Source organism: Mycobacterium sp. E787 (assembly GCF_001668725.1).
Lineage (GTDB): Bacteria > Actinomycetota > Actinomycetes > Mycobacteriales > Mycobacteriaceae > Mycobacterium.
The window spans coordinates 138,053-155,076 of the sequence record NZ_LZKL01000064.1 but is presented as its reverse complement, the minus strand read 5'-3'; the positions used below and the strand labels follow the sequence as shown (position 1 = coordinate 155,076).

The 17,024-nt window shown below is 68.4% G+C and carries 17 protein-coding genes and 2 tRNA genes; 13 read left to right on the top strand and 6 right to left on the bottom strand.

The window, feature by feature from the left end:
- Positions 1–6 precede the first annotated feature (6 nt).
- Positions 7–1,569 carry a glycoside hydrolase family 13 protein gene (locus A5705_RS14060; protein ID WP_068278174.1) on the bottom strand — a complete coding sequence of 521 codons (1,563 nt, stop codon included), beginning with the start codon at positions 1,567–1,569 and terminating at the stop codon, positions 7–9.
- A gap of 24 nt (positions 1,570–1,593) precedes the next feature.
- Positions 1,594–1,983, bottom strand: a complete 390-nt coding sequence (locus A5705_RS14055) for a globin (RefSeq protein WP_068278173.1) — start codon at positions 1,981–1,983, stop codon at positions 1,594–1,596.
- Between the two features lie 133 nt (positions 1,984–2,116).
- Between A5705_RS14055 and A5705_RS14050 the strand changes: the two genes are divergently transcribed.
- From A5705_RS14050 to A5705_RS14040, 3 genes are read left to right on the top strand one after another with little or no spacing between them, the layout of a single operon-like run.
- Positions 2,117–2,764, top strand: coding sequence for an HNH endonuclease (locus tag A5705_RS14050; protein WP_067876260.1), 648 nt, complete (start codon positions 2,117–2,119; stop codon positions 2,762–2,764).
- A gap of 56 nt (positions 2,765–2,820) precedes the next feature.
- Positions 2,821–3,057: a hypothetical protein gene (locus A5705_RS14045; protein ID WP_067876263.1), complete on the top strand. Its 237-nt coding sequence runs from the start codon at positions 2,821–2,823 to the stop codon at positions 3,055–3,057.
- Positions 3,044–3,511, top strand: a complete 468-nt coding sequence (locus A5705_RS14040) for a DUF5130 domain-containing protein (RefSeq protein WP_068278172.1) — start codon at positions 3,044–3,046, stop codon at positions 3,509–3,511. Before A5705_RS14045 ends, A5705_RS14040 begins: the two co-directional genes overlap by 14 nt.
- Positions 3,512–3,578: 67 nt before the next feature.
- Here the strand turns inward: A5705_RS14040 and pepN are convergent, their stop codons facing one another.
- Entirely contained in the window at positions 3,579–6,161 is a 2,583-nt protein-coding gene (gene pepN / locus A5705_RS14035) for an aminopeptidase N (protein ID WP_068278171.1), read from the bottom strand.
- A 90-nt stretch (positions 6,162–6,251) separates the two neighbouring features.
- Between pepN and A5705_RS14030 the strand changes: the two genes are divergently transcribed.
- From A5705_RS14030 to A5705_RS27250, 4 genes are all read left to right on the top strand, one after another.
- Positions 6,252–6,863 (top strand): Rv2466c family mycothiol-dependent reductase, encoded by a 612-nt coding sequence (locus A5705_RS14030; RefSeq protein ID WP_068278169.1) that lies wholly within the window; start codon positions 6,252–6,254, stop codon positions 6,861–6,863.
- 37 nt (positions 6,864–6,900) lie between these two features.
- Positions 6,901–7,380, top strand: a complete 480-nt coding sequence (locus tag A5705_RS14025) for a ribose-5-phosphate isomerase (protein ID WP_068278167.1) — start codon at positions 6,901–6,903, stop codon at positions 7,378–7,380.
- 2 nt (positions 7,381–7,382) lie between these two features.
- Entirely contained in the window at positions 7,383–8,189 is an 807-nt protein-coding gene (locus A5705_RS14020) for an Fpg/Nei family DNA glycosylase (protein ID WP_068278165.1), read from the top strand.
- A gap of 133 nt (positions 8,190–8,322) precedes the next feature.
- Positions 8,323–8,589, top strand: coding sequence for a hypothetical protein (locus tag A5705_RS27250; protein WP_082956475.1), 267 nt, complete (start codon positions 8,323–8,325; stop codon positions 8,587–8,589).
- 52 nt (positions 8,590–8,641) lie between these two features.
- Here the strand turns inward: A5705_RS27250 and A5705_RS14015 are convergent, their stop codons facing one another.
- Complete coding sequence (locus A5705_RS14015) at positions 8,642–9,835, bottom strand: serine hydrolase domain-containing protein (RefSeq protein WP_068278353.1); 1,194 nt, start codon at positions 9,833–9,835, stop codon at positions 8,642–8,644.
- Positions 9,836–9,866: 31 nt separating this feature from the next.
- Positions 9,867–9,937: transfer RNA gene (locus tag A5705_RS14010), tRNA-Gly, on the bottom strand.
- 143 nt (positions 9,938–10,080) lie between these two features.
- Between A5705_RS14010 and A5705_RS14005 the strand changes: the two genes are divergently transcribed.
- From A5705_RS14005 to clpP2, 4 genes are all read left to right on the top strand, one after another.
- A tRNA-Pro gene (locus A5705_RS14005) sits at positions 10,081–10,157 on the top strand.
- Between the two features lie 38 nt (positions 10,158–10,195).
- Positions 10,196–11,677, top strand: coding sequence for a trigger factor (gene tig / locus A5705_RS14000; RefSeq protein ID WP_068278163.1), 1,482 nt, complete (start codon positions 10,196–10,198; stop codon positions 11,675–11,677).
- A 126-nt stretch (positions 11,678–11,803) separates the two neighbouring features.
- Positions 11,804–12,394, top strand: a complete 591-nt coding sequence (gene clpP1 / locus A5705_RS13995) for an ATP-dependent CLP protease proteolytic subunit ClpP1 (RefSeq protein ID WP_067876284.1) — start codon at positions 11,804–11,806, stop codon at positions 12,392–12,394.
- Positions 12,391–13,035: an ATP-dependent CLP protease proteolytic subunit ClpP2 gene (gene clpP2, locus A5705_RS13990; RefSeq protein WP_067876287.1), complete on the top strand. Its 645-nt coding sequence runs from the start codon at positions 12,391–12,393 to the stop codon at positions 13,033–13,035. The genes clpP1 and clpP2 overlap by 4 nt, the downstream gene beginning before the upstream one ends.
- Before the next feature lie 21 nt (positions 13,036–13,056).
- On the opposite strand, the gene mmuM is transcribed toward clpP2, so the two are convergent.
- A complete protein-coding gene (mmuM, locus tag A5705_RS13985) occupies positions 13,057–13,977 on the bottom strand; it encodes a homocysteine S-methyltransferase (protein WP_067876290.1) in 921 nt (306 codons plus the stop codon).
- Between the two features lie 276 nt (positions 13,978–14,253).
- Between mmuM and clpX the strand changes: the two genes are divergently transcribed.
- Both clpX and A5705_RS13975 read left to right on the top strand, forming a co-directional pair.
- Positions 14,254–15,534 carry an ATP-dependent Clp protease ATP-binding subunit ClpX gene (clpX, locus tag A5705_RS13980; RefSeq protein ID WP_067876293.1) on the top strand — a complete coding sequence of 427 codons (1,281 nt, stop codon included), beginning with the start codon at positions 14,254–14,256 and terminating at the stop codon, positions 15,532–15,534.
- 44 nt (positions 15,535–15,578) lie between these two features.
- Positions 15,579–16,835 (top strand): MFS transporter, encoded by a 1,257-nt coding sequence (locus A5705_RS13975; protein WP_067876296.1) that lies wholly within the window; start codon positions 15,579–15,581, stop codon positions 16,833–16,835.
- Positions 16,836–17,024: the final 189 nt, after the last annotated feature.

Here is a 17,024-nt window from a genome sequence, read left to right as displayed (position 1 = left end):
CGACGCTCAGACCAGCCAGGCCGCCGCGTCGGGCGGCAACTTGCCGTCCACCAACGGCGCGCTCGCCAGCAGGAGTTCGCCCGGTGGCAACACCATCGGGCGGCGGCCGGCGTTCAGGGCGCACACCAGGCCACCGCGCCGCCGAAAAATCAGCGTGTCGCGCGTCGCCGCCTGCCAATCCAGGCCGCCGCCCTCGAATTCGGCCCGCTCCCTGCGCATTCCGATTGCGCGCCGGAAAAAAGACAGCGTCGAGTCGGGATCTTCGCGCTGCTTTTCCACGGTCAGCGCCGCCCAGTCCGCCGGCATCGGCAGCCAGGTGTCGGTCGACGTCGAGAACCCGAACGGCGGCGCGTCACCCGACCAGGGCATCGGGACCCGGCACTTGTCGCGGCCGCGTTCGGTGTGCCCGGAGCGTTCCCACGTCGGGTCCTGCAACACCTCGTCGGGCAGGTCTACATCGGGCAGACCAAGCTCCTCACCGTTGTAGATGAACACCGCGCCCGGCAGGGCGAGCATCACCATCGCCATCGCCCGCGCCCGGCGCAGGCCGACCTCGCCGCCGCCGTACCGGGTGACCTCCCGGCCCACGTCGTGGTTGGACAGCGTCCACGTCGGTGTGGCGTCTTCGATGGCCGTGGCCGCCAACGAGTTGTCGATCGCGTCGTGCACCTGGGTCGCGTCGAAGTCGATCTTGGTCAGCCGGAAGTTGAAGCCGAGATGCAGTTCGTCGGGCCGCAGATACTCGGCCCACCGGGCGTTGTCCATGACCCACACCTCGCCGATGGTCACCGCCCCGGGATAGTCGTCGACGATCGCGCGGATGCCGCGATGAATCTCGTGCACGCTCGGGTGGTTGAAGCGCGGGTCGTCGTCGCTGTGGCTCAACACCTTGATGTCGTCCTTCGCGTCGGGAAGTTCCGACGGCTTGGCCATCCCGTGCGCGACGTCGATGCGGAAGCCGTCCACGCCGCGTTCCAGCCAGAACCGCAGCGTCTTCTCGAAGTCGTCGAACACCTCCGGGTGTTCCCAGTTCAGGTCCGGTTGCTCGGCGTCGAACAGGTGCAGATACCACTGGCCCGGGTTGCCGTCGGGTTCGACGATGCGCGTCCAGGCCGGTCCGCCGAACACCGACGTCCAGTTGTTCGGCGGCAGCTCGCCGAGGGGACCGCGGCCGTCGCGAAAGTAATAGCGCTGCCGCGCGTCGGTGCCCGGCCCCGCGGCCAGCGCCGCCTGAAACCAGGGGTGCTGCGAGCTGGTGTGGTTGGGCACCACGTCCATGGTGACCTTGAGGCCCCGCTGATGCGCCGCCGCGATCAGTCGCTCGACCGCGGCCATGCCGCCGAACACCGGATCGATGTCACGCGGATCCGCCACGTCGTAGCCGTGGTCGGCCATCGGCGAGACGGTGACCGGGTTCAGCCAGATCGCGTCGACACCCAGGTACGACAGGTGTTCCAGCCGTGCGGTCAGGCCGTCCAGGTCACCGATCCCGTCGCCGTCGCTGTCGGCGAACGACCTCGGATAGACCTGGTAGAAGACCGCGCTCGACCACCACGGCTCGTGGCTCATACTGCTCCGTTCGGTAACTGGGCGTCAGAACGATGAATTGACCAAGGAATGCGCGGCCATTTCGAGGTATTCAAGCAACTCGCGACGGTGCGCGTCGTCGAGGGTTTCCGAGTCGATGGAGGCGACCGCGGTGTGCATGCACCGCAGCCAGGCGTCGCGCTCGATGGGCGTGATCCGGAACGGGGCATGCCGCATCCGCAGCCGCGGGTGCCCGCGGCGCTCGGAGTAGGTGCGGGGCCCACCCCAGTACTGCTCGAGGAACATCCGCAGTCGCTCCTCGGCGCCGGCGAGGTCGTCCGCGGGATACAGCCGACTCAGGATCTCGTCCTCGGGGACCTGCTCGTAAAACCGCGACACGATCGCGTTGAAGGTTTCGGCACCGCCGACAGCGTCGTAAAAGCTCACCTGGTCCATCGCCCACCATTGTGGTGCATCGCCCCGAGGGCAACCGCGGGCCGCCCCTTGTGTTCACCGGATTGACACGGCGCGCACCAGCAATAAGGGTGCGTTTGGCGGCGAATCATGGTGGACTATCCGCGGAGGATCTATGGCGCATGGCAAGAGACGCCGCAGCCACCGCAGTTCCGGTGCCGCGGCAGGGTTGACCGGGCCCCCAACCGCGTCGTGCCTGCACAGCGTCGAGACCCATCCGCCCACCCGCCACGACAGCGCCTCGATTTGGAGCCGACGGCGGGTGCTGCTGCTGAACTCCACCTACGAGCCGCTGACCGCGCTGCCGATGCGGCGGGCCATCGTCATGGTGATCTGCGGCAAGGCCGACGTGGTGCACGACGACCCGGCCGCGCCGGTCATCCACTCGGCCAGCACGTCGATCGTGGTGCCGTCGGTGATCCAGCTGCGGTCCTACGTGCGGGTCCCGTACCGGGCGCGGGTGCCGATGACCCGCGCCGCGCTCATGCACCGCGACCGTTTCTGCTGCGCCTACTGCGGGGCCAAGGCCGACACCGTCGACCACGTGGTGCCCCGCAGCCGCGGCGGCGACCACTCCTGGGAGAACTGCGTCGCGTGCTGCTCGACCTGCAACCATCGCAAGGGCGACAAGCTGCTCGCCGAGCTCGGCTGGACGCTGCGCCGGGCGCCCCTGCCGCCGACGGGCCAGCACTGGCGGCTGTTGTCGACGGTCAAGGAACTGGACCCGGCCTGGGCCCGGTACCTCGGCGAAGGCGCGGCCTGACCAAATCTCATGTCCGAGTGTGCGGGCGGCTCACCCGGTGGGATACGGTTTGCGTCGTGAGCCTTGCAGAGATTCACCTGTACTTCATCGGGATTCCGCTGGTGTTGGTCGTCGTGCTGTCGGCGCTGATCTGGTCGCACAAGGGACCCCACCCCGCGACGTACAAGATGTCGGAGAAGTGGACCCACCCGCCGATCCTGTGGGCCGCCATCGACGAAGACGTCGGGCGCGCGCACGGCGGTCACGGGGCATCGGAGTTCTCGGTTGGAGGTGGCGCCAGTGGCACGTGGTGAGGTCGCGACGGTCGAGCACGCCGGGCTGCCCCGGGGTTCGGTGATCACCACCAGCGGACGGGTCTCGGCCGTGACCGAGCCGGGCGAGCTGTCGGTGCACTACCCGTTCCCGACGAAGGACCTGGTGGCCATCGACGACGCGCTGAAGTACGGCTCGCGGGCGTCGCGGGCGCGGTTCGCCATCTACCTCGGCGACCTCGGCAACGACACCGCCGCGCGGGCCCGCGAGATCCTGGCCGACGTGCCGACGCCCGACAACGCGGTGCTGCTCGCCGTCTCGCCCAACCAGCGCGCCATCGAGGTGGTCTACGGGTCGGCGGTCCGGGGGCGCGGCGCCGAGTCGGCCGTGCCGCTCGGGGTCGCCGCCGCCGCGTCGGCGTTCGAGCAGGGCAGCCTTGTAGACGGGTTGGTCAGCGCGATCCGGGTGCTCAGCGCCGGCATCTCGCCGGCCTAGTTCCGGCGCCGAGACTGCGACCAGAGCGAAGGTTGGCTCCTTTTCGACACGCTGAGCGCAGGCTCGATCAGGACGCGTCGAACTGGCGGGCGCGCAGCGAACGCTTGATCCCGGCCTGGCCTTCCAGCACCAGGCGGCGCAGCGCGGGCGGAATATCCGGGTCGGCGAGGAACTGGTCGGCGGCCGCGATGGCGGCCTCGCTGATGTCCCAGTGCGGGTAGAGCCCGATCACCACGGTCTGGGCGACCTCGCTGGATCGCCGCGTCCAGACGCCGAGGATCGCCGCGAAGTAGCGCGCGGTGAACGGCTCGAGCAACTCGTGCTGCCCGGGCGGCGCGATGCCGGCGATCATCGAGCGCGCCGTGATGTTGGCCAGGGTGTCGTCCTCGACCACGGTGGTCCAGGCCTCCTCCTTGACCGCCAGCTGGGGCCGCGCCGCCGCCGCCTGGGCGCCGTGGCGTTTCCCCGCGGCGGTCGGGTCGCGCCGCACCTCGGCGTCGATGAACGGTGTGGCGGGCCCGTCGGCGTCGATCTCGCCGGCGGCGGCCAGCGCGGTCACGATCCGCCAGCGCAGGTCGGTGTCGATGTCGAGGCCGGGCAGGCCGAGGTCGGCGGGGTCGCGGTCGAGCAGGTCGGCCAGCACCACGACGTGCTTGGTGGACAGCACCGACGTGCACAGCGTGTTGACGAACGCGAGCTGGTGATCCGATCCCGGTTGCGCCGCGCGCGCCAACTCCAGCAGCCGGTCGGCGAACTGCGGCCAGCCGTGCTCGCGCGCCCACCCCGGCTCGGCGTAGGACGCCAGTGCCGTCTGCGCCTGCATCAGCAGCCGTTGGGCCACCCCGACCTCGGTTTCGGCCGGCACGCCGCCGGAGACCAGTGCCACGAAGTCGCGGGCGCGCAGCTCGGCCTCGCGGGTCATCTCCCAGGCCGCCGACCACACCAGCGAGCGGGGCAGCGGCTCGGCGATGTCGGCGATGCGCTCCAGCGCGGTCTGCAACGACTGGGCATCGAGCCGCAACGAGCAATAGGTCAGGTCGTCGTCGTTGACCAGGATCAGCTTGCCCCGCGAAACCCCAACCAGCGCAGGGACTTCCGTCTGTGCACCCTCGACGTCGAGCTCCTCCCGGTGCACGCGCACCAGCTTGCCGGCGCCGTTTGAAGCGTCGTCGTCGTAGATGCCCACCGCCAGCCGGTGCACCCGCGTCTCACCGGCCCCCGGCTCGGCGCCGCTCTGAGTTACCGCGAACCTGGTGAACCTGCCGTCGGCGTCGACGTCGAAGTCGGGTCGCAGCGTGTTGAGCCCGGTGGTCTTCAGCCACTGCCGGCCCCAATCGGACAGGTCGCGACCGGACGCCTGCTCCAGCGCGGCGATCAGATCGTCGAACGTGGCGTTGCCGTAGGCGTGCGTGCGGAAGTAGTCGCGCAGCCCGGCCAGGAAGTGCTCCAGCCCGACGTAGGCGACCAGCTGCTTGAGTACCGAAGCGCCCTTGGCGTAGGTGATCCCGTCGAAGTTCACCTCGACGGCGGCCAGGTCGGGGATCTCGGCGGCGATCGGGTGCGTCGACGGCAACTGGTCCTGACGGTACGCCCACGACTTCTCGACGGTGGCGAACGTCGTCCAGGCCTCGGTGAATTCGGTTGCCTCGCTTTGACACAGCACCGACGCGAAGGTGGCGAACGACTCGTTGAGCCACAGGTCGTCCCACCACGTCATGGTGACCAGGTCCCCGAACCACATGTGCGCCATCTCGTGCAGCACGGTCTCGGCGCGCCGCTCGTACGAGGCGCGCGTGACCTTGCTGCGGAAGACGTAGTCCTCGAGGAAGGTCACCGCCCCGGCGTTTTCCATGGCGCCGGCGTTGAACTCGGGGACGAACAGCTGGTCGTACTTGCCGAACGCGTAGGGCAGGCCAAAGTTCTTGTGGTAGAAGCCAAATCCCTGCTTGGTCTGGGTGAACAATCGCTCGGCGTCCATGTATTGCGCCAGCGATGCCCGGCAGTAGATGCCCAGCGGGATCTCGCCGTGCTCGTCGGTGTAGCTGTCCCTCCACTCCGCGTACGGCCCGGCGATCAGCGCCACCAGGTAGGTGCTCATTCGCGGCGTGGTGGCAAAGGTGTGCACGCCGTCCTGCACCGACTCGGGCGCGCCGTTGGACACCACCTTCCAATGCCGGGGGGCGACCACCCGCACGTCGAACGTCGCCTTGAGGTCGGGCTGGTCGAAGCAGGCGAACATGCGCTTGGCGTCGGCGGTTTCGAATTGCGAATACAGATATGTCTCGTCGTCCACCGGGTCGACGAAGTGGTGCAGCCCCTCGCCGGTGTTCGAATAGCGGCAGTCGGCGTCGACGACGAGGGTGTTCCGTTTGTCGAGCCCGGTGAGCGGGATGCCGAGCGACTCGTCGTATCCGGACACGTCGAGCTCGCGGCCGTTGAGTGTCGCGCTGCGCACCGTCTCGGCGGCCAGGTCGATGTACGTGTCGGCACCGGGCAGCGCGTCGAACACCACGGTCGTGGTGGACCGGAAGGTTCGCTCGCCCGGCGCCCCCTTGCCGTCGGTGACATCGAGGGCGATCTGGTAGCTGTCGACGGTGATCAGGGCGGCGCGTTCGACGGCCTGGTCCCGGGTCAGATTAGGAAGGGCCACGCGTACAACTTAGTCCCGCGCAGGACGGGAACAGCCGCGAGCGGCCTACGGTTGTGCTGAAGGTGTCTTGACCGACGAAAGGACTGCGCTATGCCCGAGAAGAACCGAGCCGACTTCTGGTTCGATCCGCTGTGCCCTTGGTGCTGGATCACGTCGCGCTGGATCCTCGAGGTGGAGAAGGTCCGGGACATCGACGTGCACTTCCACGTGATGAGCCTCGCGATCCTCAACGAGAACCGCGAAGGCTTGCCGGACAAATACCGCGAGATGATGAAGCACGCCTGGGGCCCGGTGCGGGTGGCGATCGCCGCCGAGCAGGCTCACGGCGCCAAAGTGCTGGACCCGCTGTACACCGCGATGGGCACCCGGATTCACAACGAGGACAACAAGAACCTCGACGAGGTCATCAAGCTGTCGCTGGCCGACGCAGGCCTGCCCGCCGAGCTCGCCGAGGCGGCGCACAGCGACGCCTACGACGACGCCCTGCGCAAGAGCCACCACGCCGGCATGGACGCCGTCGGCGACGACGTCGGCACGCCGACCATCCACGTCAACGGGGTGGCGTTCTTCGGGCCGGTGCTGTCGAAGATCCCGCGCGGCGAGGAGGCCGGCAAGCTGTGGGACGCGTCGGTGACGTTCGCGTCGTACCCGCACTTCTTCGAGCTCAAGCGGACCCGCACCGAGAAGCCCGAATTCGACTAGCCGATGCGGTGGGCGCCGCTGTGTAAGGATTGCGGGCATGCGCGTCTACCTCGGCTCCGACCACGCCGGATTTGAGCTCAAGCAGCAGATCATCTCCCATCTCAAAGAGGCCGGGCACGAGCCGATTGATTGCGGCGCCTTCACCTATGACGCCGAGGACGACTACCCCGCGTTCTGCATCGCGGCAGCCACGCGCACCGTCGCCGACCCGGACAGCCTCGGCATCGTCCTGGGCGGTTCGGGCAACGGTGAGCAGATCGCGGCCAACAAGGTGCCGGGGGCCCGCTGCGCGCTGGCGTGGAGCGTCGAGACCGCGACGCTGGCCCGCGAGCACAACAACGCGCAGTTGATCGGCATCGGCGGCCGCATGCACACCGTGTCCGAGGCGCTGGAGATCGTCGACGCCTTCCTCAGCGCGCAATGGTCGAAAGCTGAACGCCACCAACGCCGTATCGACATCCTCGCGGAGTACGAACGCACCCACCAAGCGCCGCCGGTGCCCGGCGCGCCGGGCTGAGCGTGCCCGAGGGGCACACCCTGCACCGGCTGGCCCGGCTGCATCAACGGCGGTACGGCGGCGCGCCGGTCGCGGTGTCGAGCCCGCAGGGCCGGTTCGCGGGAGCGGCGGCCGTCGTGGACGGCCGGGTGCTGCGACGGACCAGCGCCTGGGGCAAGCACCTGTTTCATCACTACGAGGGCGGCCCGATCGTGCACGTGCATCTGGGCCTCTACGGCGCATTCACCGAGTGGGAGCGCGCCGCCGGGGAGCCGCCACCCCCTCCGGTCGGGCAGGTGCGGATGCGGATGGTCGGGGAGGGCTACGGCACCGACTTGCGCGGTCCGACCGTGTGCGAAGTCATCGACGAGGGCCAGGTCAGCGACGTGGTGGCCAGGCTCGGTCCCGACCCGTTACGCAGCGACGCCGACCCGTCCTGGGCGTGGGCGCGAATCACCAAGTCCCGCAGGCCCATTGCGGCACTGCTGATGGACCAGACGGTCATGGCCGGCGTGGGCAACGTCTACCGCAACGAGTTGCTCTTCCGCCACCGCATCGATCCCTTCCGGCCCGGCCGGGGGATCGGGGAGGCGGAGTTCGACGCGGCCTGGACCGATCTGGTGGCGTTGATGAAGGTCGGCCTGCGCCGCGGCAAGATCGTCGTGGTGCTGCCCGAACACGACCACGGTCCGCCGTCATACCGGCCGGGGCGGCCACGGACATACGTGTACCGGCGCGCGGGGGAGGCCTGCCGGGTGTGCGGCGGCCCGATCCGTACGGAGGTGCTGGAGGGGCGAAACGTGTTCTGGTGCCCGGCCTGCCAGACGTGACCAACCTCACCGCGGCGCGGATCGAGGAATCGCCAGGTCGGCGGGGCCGGCGCCGGCTGACAGGAAACGCTCAGCAAGAAACGCTGGCGTCTATTGTTTGAGGGCCGCTCCGGCGGGGGTATTGGTAGCGACCGTGAAACCTCTTCCACTTTTAGCTGCAACCGTTTTCGCGATAATCGTCGGTCTCGGGCTGGGCGGCCTCGGCGCCGCCACCGAGGCCCACGCGCAGCCCGGGCCGTTCCCGCAATGGTGCCCCGGCGACTTCTGGGATCCGGGCTGGGGCGACAACTGGGACCGCGGGCATTGCCACGACAACTGGCGCGGTCCCGGCCCGAACCCGCACCCCGAGCCCTGGCGCGGACCGGGCGGTCCGGGCGGTCCCGGCTGGGATCATCGCTGACACTTATCCGATCAACCGCGCCCTGCCGATGACCGTTCGGCAGGGCGCGGGTTTATGCCGAGGCGCGCTCGACGAGGCCGAGCGCGGCGTAGACCTCGTCGCTCAATGCGAGGCTGCGCGGATCGGCATTCGCCTTGGTGGCGTCGAAGCGATTCGCCACGTAGGCGTAGCCGATCCCGTGTTCCAGGTCGACGAACCCGAACGAACCGCCGAGGCCACCGTGACCGAAGATCCGGGGGTTGGGTCCGTTGACGCAGCGCTGGTTGAGCATGTAGCCCAGACCCCACCCGTGGTCGGCGACCCGCGGGCCCAGCACCAAGTCGGTGTCGAAACCGCCCTGCGCGACCCTGACCAGTTCCATGTGCTCACGGCTGAGGAGCTTCTCCTGCGCGAGCGCGTTGTAGAAGGTCGCCAACCCCAGCGCCGACACCTGGCCGTTGGTGCCGGGGAACTCCAGCTCACGCCACAGCCCCAGGTCGTGAGAGCCCAGTTCGTCGTCGGGCGCGAACCCCATCGCGATGGACAGCCCCGCCTTCGGGTGTTCGGCCAGGCTGGTCGGGTAGCCGGGGGCTTGTGCCTCGGCCAGCAGGTCCCTAGCGTGCGGCTTGTTCACCCGCTCGGCGCAGCGGCGCTGCTCGGCAAGGGGCAGTCCGATGTGGACGTCGGCGCCCAGGGGTTCGGCGATCTCGGTGCGCAGGTAGTGGCCGATGGTGCGGCCCGTTACGCGGCGGAAGACCTCGCCGAGGATGAAGCCGAACGTGGTCATGTGGTAGCCCTGTGCGGTGCCGGGCTCCCACCAGGGGTCGGCAGCGGCCAGTTGCTCGCAGACGAAGTCCCAGTCGGCGACGTCTTCCCAGCGCATGCGGGTGCGCGGCCCGATGACGCCGGAGCGATGGCCCATCACCATCGCCAACGTGATGGCTTCCTTGCCCGCCTGACCGAACTCGGGCCAGTAGCGCGCCACCGGCGCGTGCAGGTCCAGCTCGCCGCGGTCGGCCAGCTGGTGCACGCAGGTGGCCGACAGGCCCTTGGTGCCGGACAGCACCGTCGTCAGGGTGTCTTGTCGCCAGGGCCGGGTGCCGGCGGCGTCGGCCCAGCCGCCCCAGAGGTTGACGACGAGGTCGCCGTCCACCCACACCGCCACGGCCGCGCCGACCTCTTTGCCCTGCGCAAAGTTGCGCTCGAATGCGTCGCGGACCCCGACGAAGTCGGTCGCGCACGAGCCATGGATGTCGGCGTGGCGCATGGCCTCCCCCGGTTGCACAGGTACCTTCCCGAGCGGGCGACGGGAATCGAACCCGCGTAGCTAGTTTGGAAGACTAGGGCTCTACCATTGAGCTACGCCCGCAAGCTTTAGTCGAGCGAGACTGTATCTGGCGGCGAACATCAAATCTAATCGAAGCGGTTTCGTGATGGCTCCGTGAGGTCCGGGGCTCGTGCAGGTCCCCTGCGAAGCCGACGCCCCCGGGCCGTAGGATTTCGAGGTCAGCGCGGGGTGTAGCGCAGCTTGGTAGCGCATCCGCTTTGGGAGCGGAAGGCCGCAGGTTCAAATCCTGTCACCCCGACCACACTGCGCCGATCCACCGAAACACCGAGGAGCAAACCCGTGAAGAGCAGCGTCGAGCAGTTGAGCCCCACCCGGGTGCGCATCAACGTGGAGGTGCCGTTCACCGAGCTCGAGCCCGATTTCCAGCGGGCCTACAAAGAGCTGGCCAAGCAGGTGCGGCTGCCCGGGTTCCGGCCCGGCAAGGCGCCCGCGAAGCTGCTCGAGGCCCGGTTCGGCCGGGAGGCGATGCTCGACCAGGTCGTCAACGACGCTTTGCCCGCTCGGTATGGGCAGGCGGTCGCGGAGTCGGAAGTCCACCCCCTGGGACAGCCGGAGATCGAGGTCACCAAGAAGGAGTACGGCGGGGAGCTGACGTTCACCGCCGAGGTCGACGTCCGCCCCAAGATCGCCCTTCCGGACCTGGGCTCGCTGAAGGTGTCGGTCGCCCCGGTCGACGTCAGCGAAGACGACGTCGAGGCCGAGCTGGAGTCGTTGCGCGCCCGGTTCGGCACGCTGACGGGGGTCGAGCGGCCGGTGGCCGACGGCGACTTCGTCTCGATCGACCTGTCGGCCACCGTCGACGGCGAGGAGGTGCCGAACGCGACCGCCGAGGGACTCTCGCACGAGGTCGGTTCCGGACGGCTCATCGCGGGCCTGGACGACGCACTGGTCGGCCTGTCCGTCGACGAGTCACGGGTATTCACCGCGCAGTTGGCGACCGGCGAGCACGCCGGCAAAGACGCGCAGGTCACCGTCACGGTCAGGTCGATCAAGGAACGCGAACTTCCCGAGCCCGACGACGAATTCGCCCAATTGGCCAGCGAATTCGACACGATCGACGAGCTGCGGTCCAACCTGCGCGAGCAGGTCGGGCGAGCCAAGCGCGCCCAGCAGGCGGAGCAGATTCGCGACGCCGCGATCGACGCCCTGCTCGAGCGGGTCGACGTTCCGCTGCCCGAGTCGATCGTTCAGGCCCAGGCCGACACCGCCGTGCACAACGCGCTGCACGGCTTCGACCATGACGAGGCCAAGTTCGCCGAGGCGCTCCGCGAGCAGGGCAAGTCACGCCAGCAGTTCGAGGTCGACGCCCATAACGCCGCCGAGTCGGACGTCAAGAAGCAGCTCTTGTTGGATGCGGTGGCCGACGAGCTGGAAATCCAGGTCGGCCAGCAGGACCTGACCGAGCGGCTGCTGATGACCGCCCGGCAGTACGGCATCGAGCCGCAGCAGCTGTTCGCCTATCTGCAGGAGAACAACCAGCTGCCCGCCATGTTCGCCGACGTGCGCCGCGGGCTGGCCATCGCCGCCGTCGTCGAGGCCGCGACGGTGACCGACACCGACGGCAACGCCATCGACACGAGCGAGTTCTTCGGCAGGCGCCCGGAGGGCGACGAGGCCGAGCCGGAGGCGGAGGCCGAGGAGGCCGACAAATCGGGCCCGGAGGGCGACGAGGCCGAGCCGGAGGCGGAGGCCGAGGAGGAGGCGGAGGCCGAGGAGGCTAAGGCCGAGGAGGCCGGCGCCGCCGACGACGAAGCGGAGTGACCCGTCATGACGCTGTGAGCGAACGCGCCCATTTCAGGGCTGCGCGGCCGCCCAACAGCGGACCTGGTTGGTTAGGGTCGGAACAGAGAAGAACTCGAGAAAGCAGGTAACCCAGTCGTGACTGACATGCGTTCGCCCTCGCAGGGTCTCAACCTCACGGACTCGGTCTATGAGCGCTTGCTCTCCGAGCGCATCATCTTCCTGGGTTCGGAAGTCAATGACGAGGTCGCGAACCGGCTGTGTGCGCAGATCTTGTTGCTCGCCGCCGAGGACGCGGACAAGGACATTTCGCTGTACATCAACTCGCCCGGCGGGTCCATCAGCGCCGGGATGGCCATCTACGACACCATGGTCTTGGCGCCCTGCGACATCGCCACCTACGCGATGGGCATGGCCGCCTCGATGGGTGAGTTCCTTCTGGCGGCCGGCACCAAGGGTAAGCGGTACGCGCTGCCGCACGCCCGGATCCTGATGCACCAGCCGCTGGGCGGGGTGACCGGCAGCGCGGCCGACATCGCCATCCAGGCCGAGCAATTCGCCGTCATCAAGAAAGAGATGTTCCGGCTCAACGCCGAATTCACCGGGCAGCCGATCGAGCGAATCGAGGCCGACTCCGACCGCGATCGCTGGTTCACCGCGCAGGAAGCCCTCGAATACGGTTTCGTCGACCACATCATCACCCGCGCCGCTCACTTCACCAACGGAGAAGCCCAGTGAATCCTCTAGACCCTCAGCTCCAGCCCCAGGCGCGGTACATCCTGCCGTCGTTCATCGAGCACTCCAGTTTCGGTGTGAAGGAGTCGAACCCCTACAACAAGCTGTTCGAGGAACGCATCATCTTCCTCGGCGTGCAGGTCGACGACGCGTCGGCCAACGACATCATGGCGCAGCTGCTGGTGCTGGAGTCGCTGGACCCCGACCGCGACATCACCATGTACATCAACTCGCCCGGCGGCGGGTTCACGTCGCTGATGGCGATCTACGACACCATGCAGTACGTGCGCGCTGACATCCAGACGGTGTGCCTGGGCCAGGCCGCCTCGGCCGCCGCGGTGCTGCTGGCCGCCGGGACCCCCGGCAAGCGGATGGCACTGCCCAACGCGCGTGTGCTGATCCATCAGCCGTCGCTGTCGGGCGTGATCCAGGGACAGTTCTCCGACCTGGAGATCCAGGCCGCCGAGATCGAGCGCATGCGCACGCTGATGGAGACCACGCTGGCCCGCCACACCGGCAAGGACGCCGCGACCATCCGCAAGGACACCGACCGCGACAAGATCCTGACCGCCGAAGAGGCCAAGGACTACGGGATCATCGACACCGTGCTGGAGTACCGCAAGCTCTCGGCGCAAACCGCTTAGCGACATTCGCCGAGCGTGAACTCACGGCGAGTTTTCGGCTGATTTTTCGCCCTGACGACACGCTCGGCGAACGTCGGCGATATCAGAGGGGCCCACCCGGCAACATCCGCCGACAATCCGCGCCCCGGCCGCCACCCACTCCCGCGCCAGCTGCGCGGAGAAGCGCCGCGCACCAACCCAACCACGGCCATCCCAGCGCTCCCCGCTGTTCGGGTAGACGATCACCGGCTTGCCGACGCTCGCGGCCACGCCGATCGCCGGCACCACGTCGTCGGGCGCGCAGCAGTTGACGCCGATCGCGACGATCTCGGGGACCCCGGCCGCCACGGCGAATGCGTCGGCCAACGGTTGGCCGGCGCGGGTCCGGGTCCCGTCGATCGTGTAGCTCAGCCAGGCCGGCACGCCCGCGGAGCGGACCAGGTTCACCAGCGCCTCGGCCTCGTCGGCGTCGGGCACCGTTTCGCACGCCAGCACGTCGGCCCCGGCGTCCGCCAAAACCTCCAGCCGGGGCCGGTGCCACCGCGTCAAGTCCGCGACCGACAGGCCGTAGCGGCCCCGGTATTCGGACCCGTCGGCCAGCGCGGCGCCGTACGGGCCGACCGACGCGGCTACGACGAGCCCGTCGGCGCCGGCCTGCTCGCGCGCGGCCTTCGCGAGCTCCACGCTGCGGCGCAAGAGGGTCTCGGCCTCGCGCCGGCCGAGCCCGTGCGCCGCGAAGCCCGCGAACGACGCCTGGTAGCTGGCCGTCGTCGCGATCGTGGCGCCGGCCTGAAAGTACGCGGCGTGCGCGGCGATGATCTCGCGTGGCGCGTCGGCCAGCAGCCTGGCCGACCACAGCGGGTCGGAAAGGTCGAAACCGCGCGCCTCCAGCTCGGTGGCCAACCCGCCGTCGCTGATGACCACGGACTCGCTGGGCTCGCCAAACCCGACTGCCAACCCCACCCGGTAAATGTAGGGTTGTTGGAGCGGACCGGACTCGCTCGGGTCACGACCGCGACACGCCAAAGGCACGGAATGCGCGTCTCGGCGAGTGACGGGGGCCGTCTGGCTATATGTTTCTTCAGACAGAAGAGCATGAAGGTCCCACGAACTCCCTCGAATATCAACGACGCGATTCGGCGGTAATGGTCGCGGGGGGCACGAGCAAGCGGGTAGCGTCGGGGAATACATGCGGCACAGCAAGACGAACGGCGAATAAGGAAGTAGGCCCTCAGCACCATGGCGCGCATCGGAGACGGCGGTGACCTGCTTAAGTGCTCCTTCTGCGGGAAGAGCCAAAAGCAGGTAAAGAAACTCATTGCTGGCCCCGGTGTCTACATCTGCGATGAGTGCATCGACCTCTGCAACGAGATCATCGAAGAGGAACTCGCCGACGCCGACGACGTCAAGCTCGACGAACTGCCCAAGCCCGCCGAGATCCGGGAATTCCTGGAGGGCTACGTCATCGGGCAGGACACCGCGAAGCGCACGCTGGCCGTCGCCGTCTACAACCACTACAAGCGGATCCAGGCCGGCGAGAAGGGCCGCGACTCCCGGTCCGAGCCGGTGGAGCTGACCAAGTCCAACATCCTGATGCTCGGGCCCACCGGCTGCGGCAAGACCTACCTGGCGCAGACGCTGGCCAAGATGCTCAACGTCCCCTTCGCCATCGCCGACGCCACCGCGCTGACCGAGGCCGGCTACGTCGGCGAGGACGTCGAGAACATCCTCCTCAAACTCATCCAGGCCGCCGACTACGACGTCAAGCGCGCCGAGACCGGCATCATCTACATCGACGAGGTCGACAAGATCGCCCGCAAGAGCGAGAACCCGTCGATCACCCGTGACGTCTCCGGCGAGGGCGTCCAGCAGGCGCTGCTGAAGATCCTGGAGGGCACCCAGGCGTCGGTGCCCCCGCAGGGCGGCCGCAAGCACCCGCACCAGGAATTCATCCAGATCGACACCACCAACGTGCTGTTCATCGTCGCGGGTGCGTTCGCCGGGCTGGAAAAGATCATCTACGAGCGCGTCGGCAAGCGCGGCCTGGGCTTCGGCGCCGAGGTCCGCTCCAAGGCCGAGATCGACACCACCGATCACTTCGCCGAAGTGATGCCCGAGGACCTGATCAAGTTCGGCCTGATCCCCGAGTTCATCGGACGGCTCCCGGTCGTCGCGTCGGTCACCAACCTGGACATGGAGTCGTTGGTCAAGATCCTGTCCGAGCCGAAGAACGCTCTGGTCAAGCAGTACACCCGTCTGTTCGAAATGGACGGCGTGGAACTGGAATTCACCGACGACGCGCTGGAGGCCATCGCCGATCAGGCGATCCACCGCGGCACCGGCGCGCGCGGCCTGCGGGCGATCATGGAAGAGGTCCTGCTGCCGGTGATGTACGACATCCCGAGCCGCGACGACGTCGCCAAGGTCGTGGTGACCAAGGAGACCGTGCAGGACAACGTGCTGCCGACGATCGTGCCGCGCAAGCCGTCGCGCAGCGAGCGCCGCGACAAGAGCGCCTGACAACTCGCCGGTCGGCGGGCCGCGCATCTGGGTATTAGATGCGCATGCCGCCCGGTGTTGAGCACCCCGTCGCAGTTCCGCGCCGACTGGCGCGCGCGCTGGACGTACTGAATTTTCTGCTGGCCGACGTTCGCGACGGGCTGGGCCCGTACCTCTCCATTTACCTTCTGCTGACCCACCATTGGGACCAGGGCTCGATCGGGTTCGTCATGGCGGTCGGCGGCATCGGGGCGATCATCGCCCAGGCGCCGGCCGGCGCGCTGGTGGACCGGACGACCGCCAAGCGGGCGGTGATCATCGCCGGCGCGCTGGCGGTCACCGCCGGATCGCTGGCGATGCCGTTGTTCCCCGGCTTCTACTCGATCTCGGTCCTACAGGCCCTGACCGGGATCGCCGGTTCGGTTTTCGCGCCGGCCTTGGCCGCGATCACCCTGGGCGTGGTCGGTCCCCGCCTCTTCTCCCGGCGGGTCGGCCGAAACGAGGCGTTCAACCACACCGGCAACGCGTCCGCGGCGGCTGTCACCGGCGGCCTGGCCTATTTCTTCGGACCGGTCGTGGTGTTCTGGGTGCTTGCCGCGATGGCGGCCGGCAGCGTGATCGCGACGCTGCGCATCCCGGCCGACGCGATCGATCACGACGTCGCGCGCGGCATGGACCACGCCCCCGGCGAGCCGCACCGGCAACCGTCCGGGCTGGCCGTGCTGCTGCACAACCGCAGGCTGCTGATCTTCGCCGCGACGGTCGTCGCCTTTCACTTCGCCAACGCGGCGATGCTCCCGCTGGTCGGTCAGCTGCTGGCGCTGCACAACAAGGACGTCGGGACCGCGCTGATGGCTGGCTGCATCGTGGCCGCGCAGGTGGTGATGGTGCCGGTCGCCTACGTTGCCGGGGCCAAGGCCGATTCCTGGGGGCGCAAGCCGATCTTCCTGGCCGGATTCGCGGTGCTCGCCGCGCGCGGCTTCCTCTACACGCTGTCGGGCAACTCCTATTGGCTGGTCGGCGTGCAACTGCTCGACGGCGTCGGCGCCGGTGTGTTCGGCGCGCTGTTTCCGCTCGTCGTGCAGGACGTGACGCACGGGACCGGCCGGTTCAACGTCAGCCTGGGGGCGGTGACGGCCGCGACGGGCATCGGCGCCTCGGTGTCGAACCTCGTCGCGGGCTCGATCGTGGTCGCGGCCGGCTACAACGCCGCCTTCGCCTTCCTCGGCGTCTTGGCGGCCGCGGGGTTCGTCCTCTATCTCGTCGCGATGCCGGAGACGGCCCCCCGGCAACCAGCCGTCGCTTCCGCGCAACGAACGTGACCAATACCACAGTTTTGGCCTGACCGCACCGCCGGCGCTGGCTGACTTCGGCATCGGGTGCAAAACCGCTGCGTGCAATGCTTTCGAGACGTCCATGCTCGCCTAAAAGGAGTGCCATAATTGGTACTACTAGTGACACACAAGCTTGACGGCGCGGGAGCGGCCAAAATGGCGCGTAACGTGAAGCTC

Bases quoted from the DNA above. Each gene is read 5' to 3' on its own strand.
- A5705_RS14050 (WP_067876260.1), top strand. From the start codon at position 2,117: ATGGCGCATGGCAAGAGACGCCGCAGCCACCGCAGTTCCGGTGCCGCG.
- A5705_RS14025 (WP_068278167.1), top strand. From the start codon at position 6,901: ATGCGCGTCTACCTCGGCTCCGACCACGCCGGATTTGAGCTCAAGCAG.
- A5705_RS14030 (WP_068278169.1), top strand. From the start codon at position 6,252: ATGCCCGAGAAGAACCGAGCCGACTTCTGGTTCGATCCGCTGTGCCCT.
- A5705_RS14060 (WP_068278174.1), bottom strand. From the start codon at position 1,569: ATGAGCCACGAGCCGTGGTGGTCGAGCGCGGTCTTCTACCAGGTCTAT.
- A5705_RS14055 (WP_068278173.1), bottom strand. From the start codon at position 1,983: ATGGACCAGGTGAGCTTTTACGACGCTGTCGGCGGTGCCGAAACCTTC.
- A5705_RS13975 (WP_067876296.1), top strand. From the start codon at position 15,579: ATGCCGCCCGGTGTTGAGCACCCCGTCGCAGTTCCGCGCCGACTGGCG.
- A5705_RS14015 (WP_068278353.1), bottom strand. From the start codon at position 9,835: ATGCGCCACGCCGACATCCATGGCTCGTGCGCGACCGACTTCGTCGGG.
- clpP1 (WP_067876284.1), top strand. From the start codon at position 11,804: ATGCGTTCGCCCTCGCAGGGTCTCAACCTCACGGACTCGGTCTATGAG.
- clpX (WP_067876293.1), top strand. From the start codon at position 14,254: ATGGCGCGCATCGGAGACGGCGGTGACCTGCTTAAGTGCTCCTTCTGC.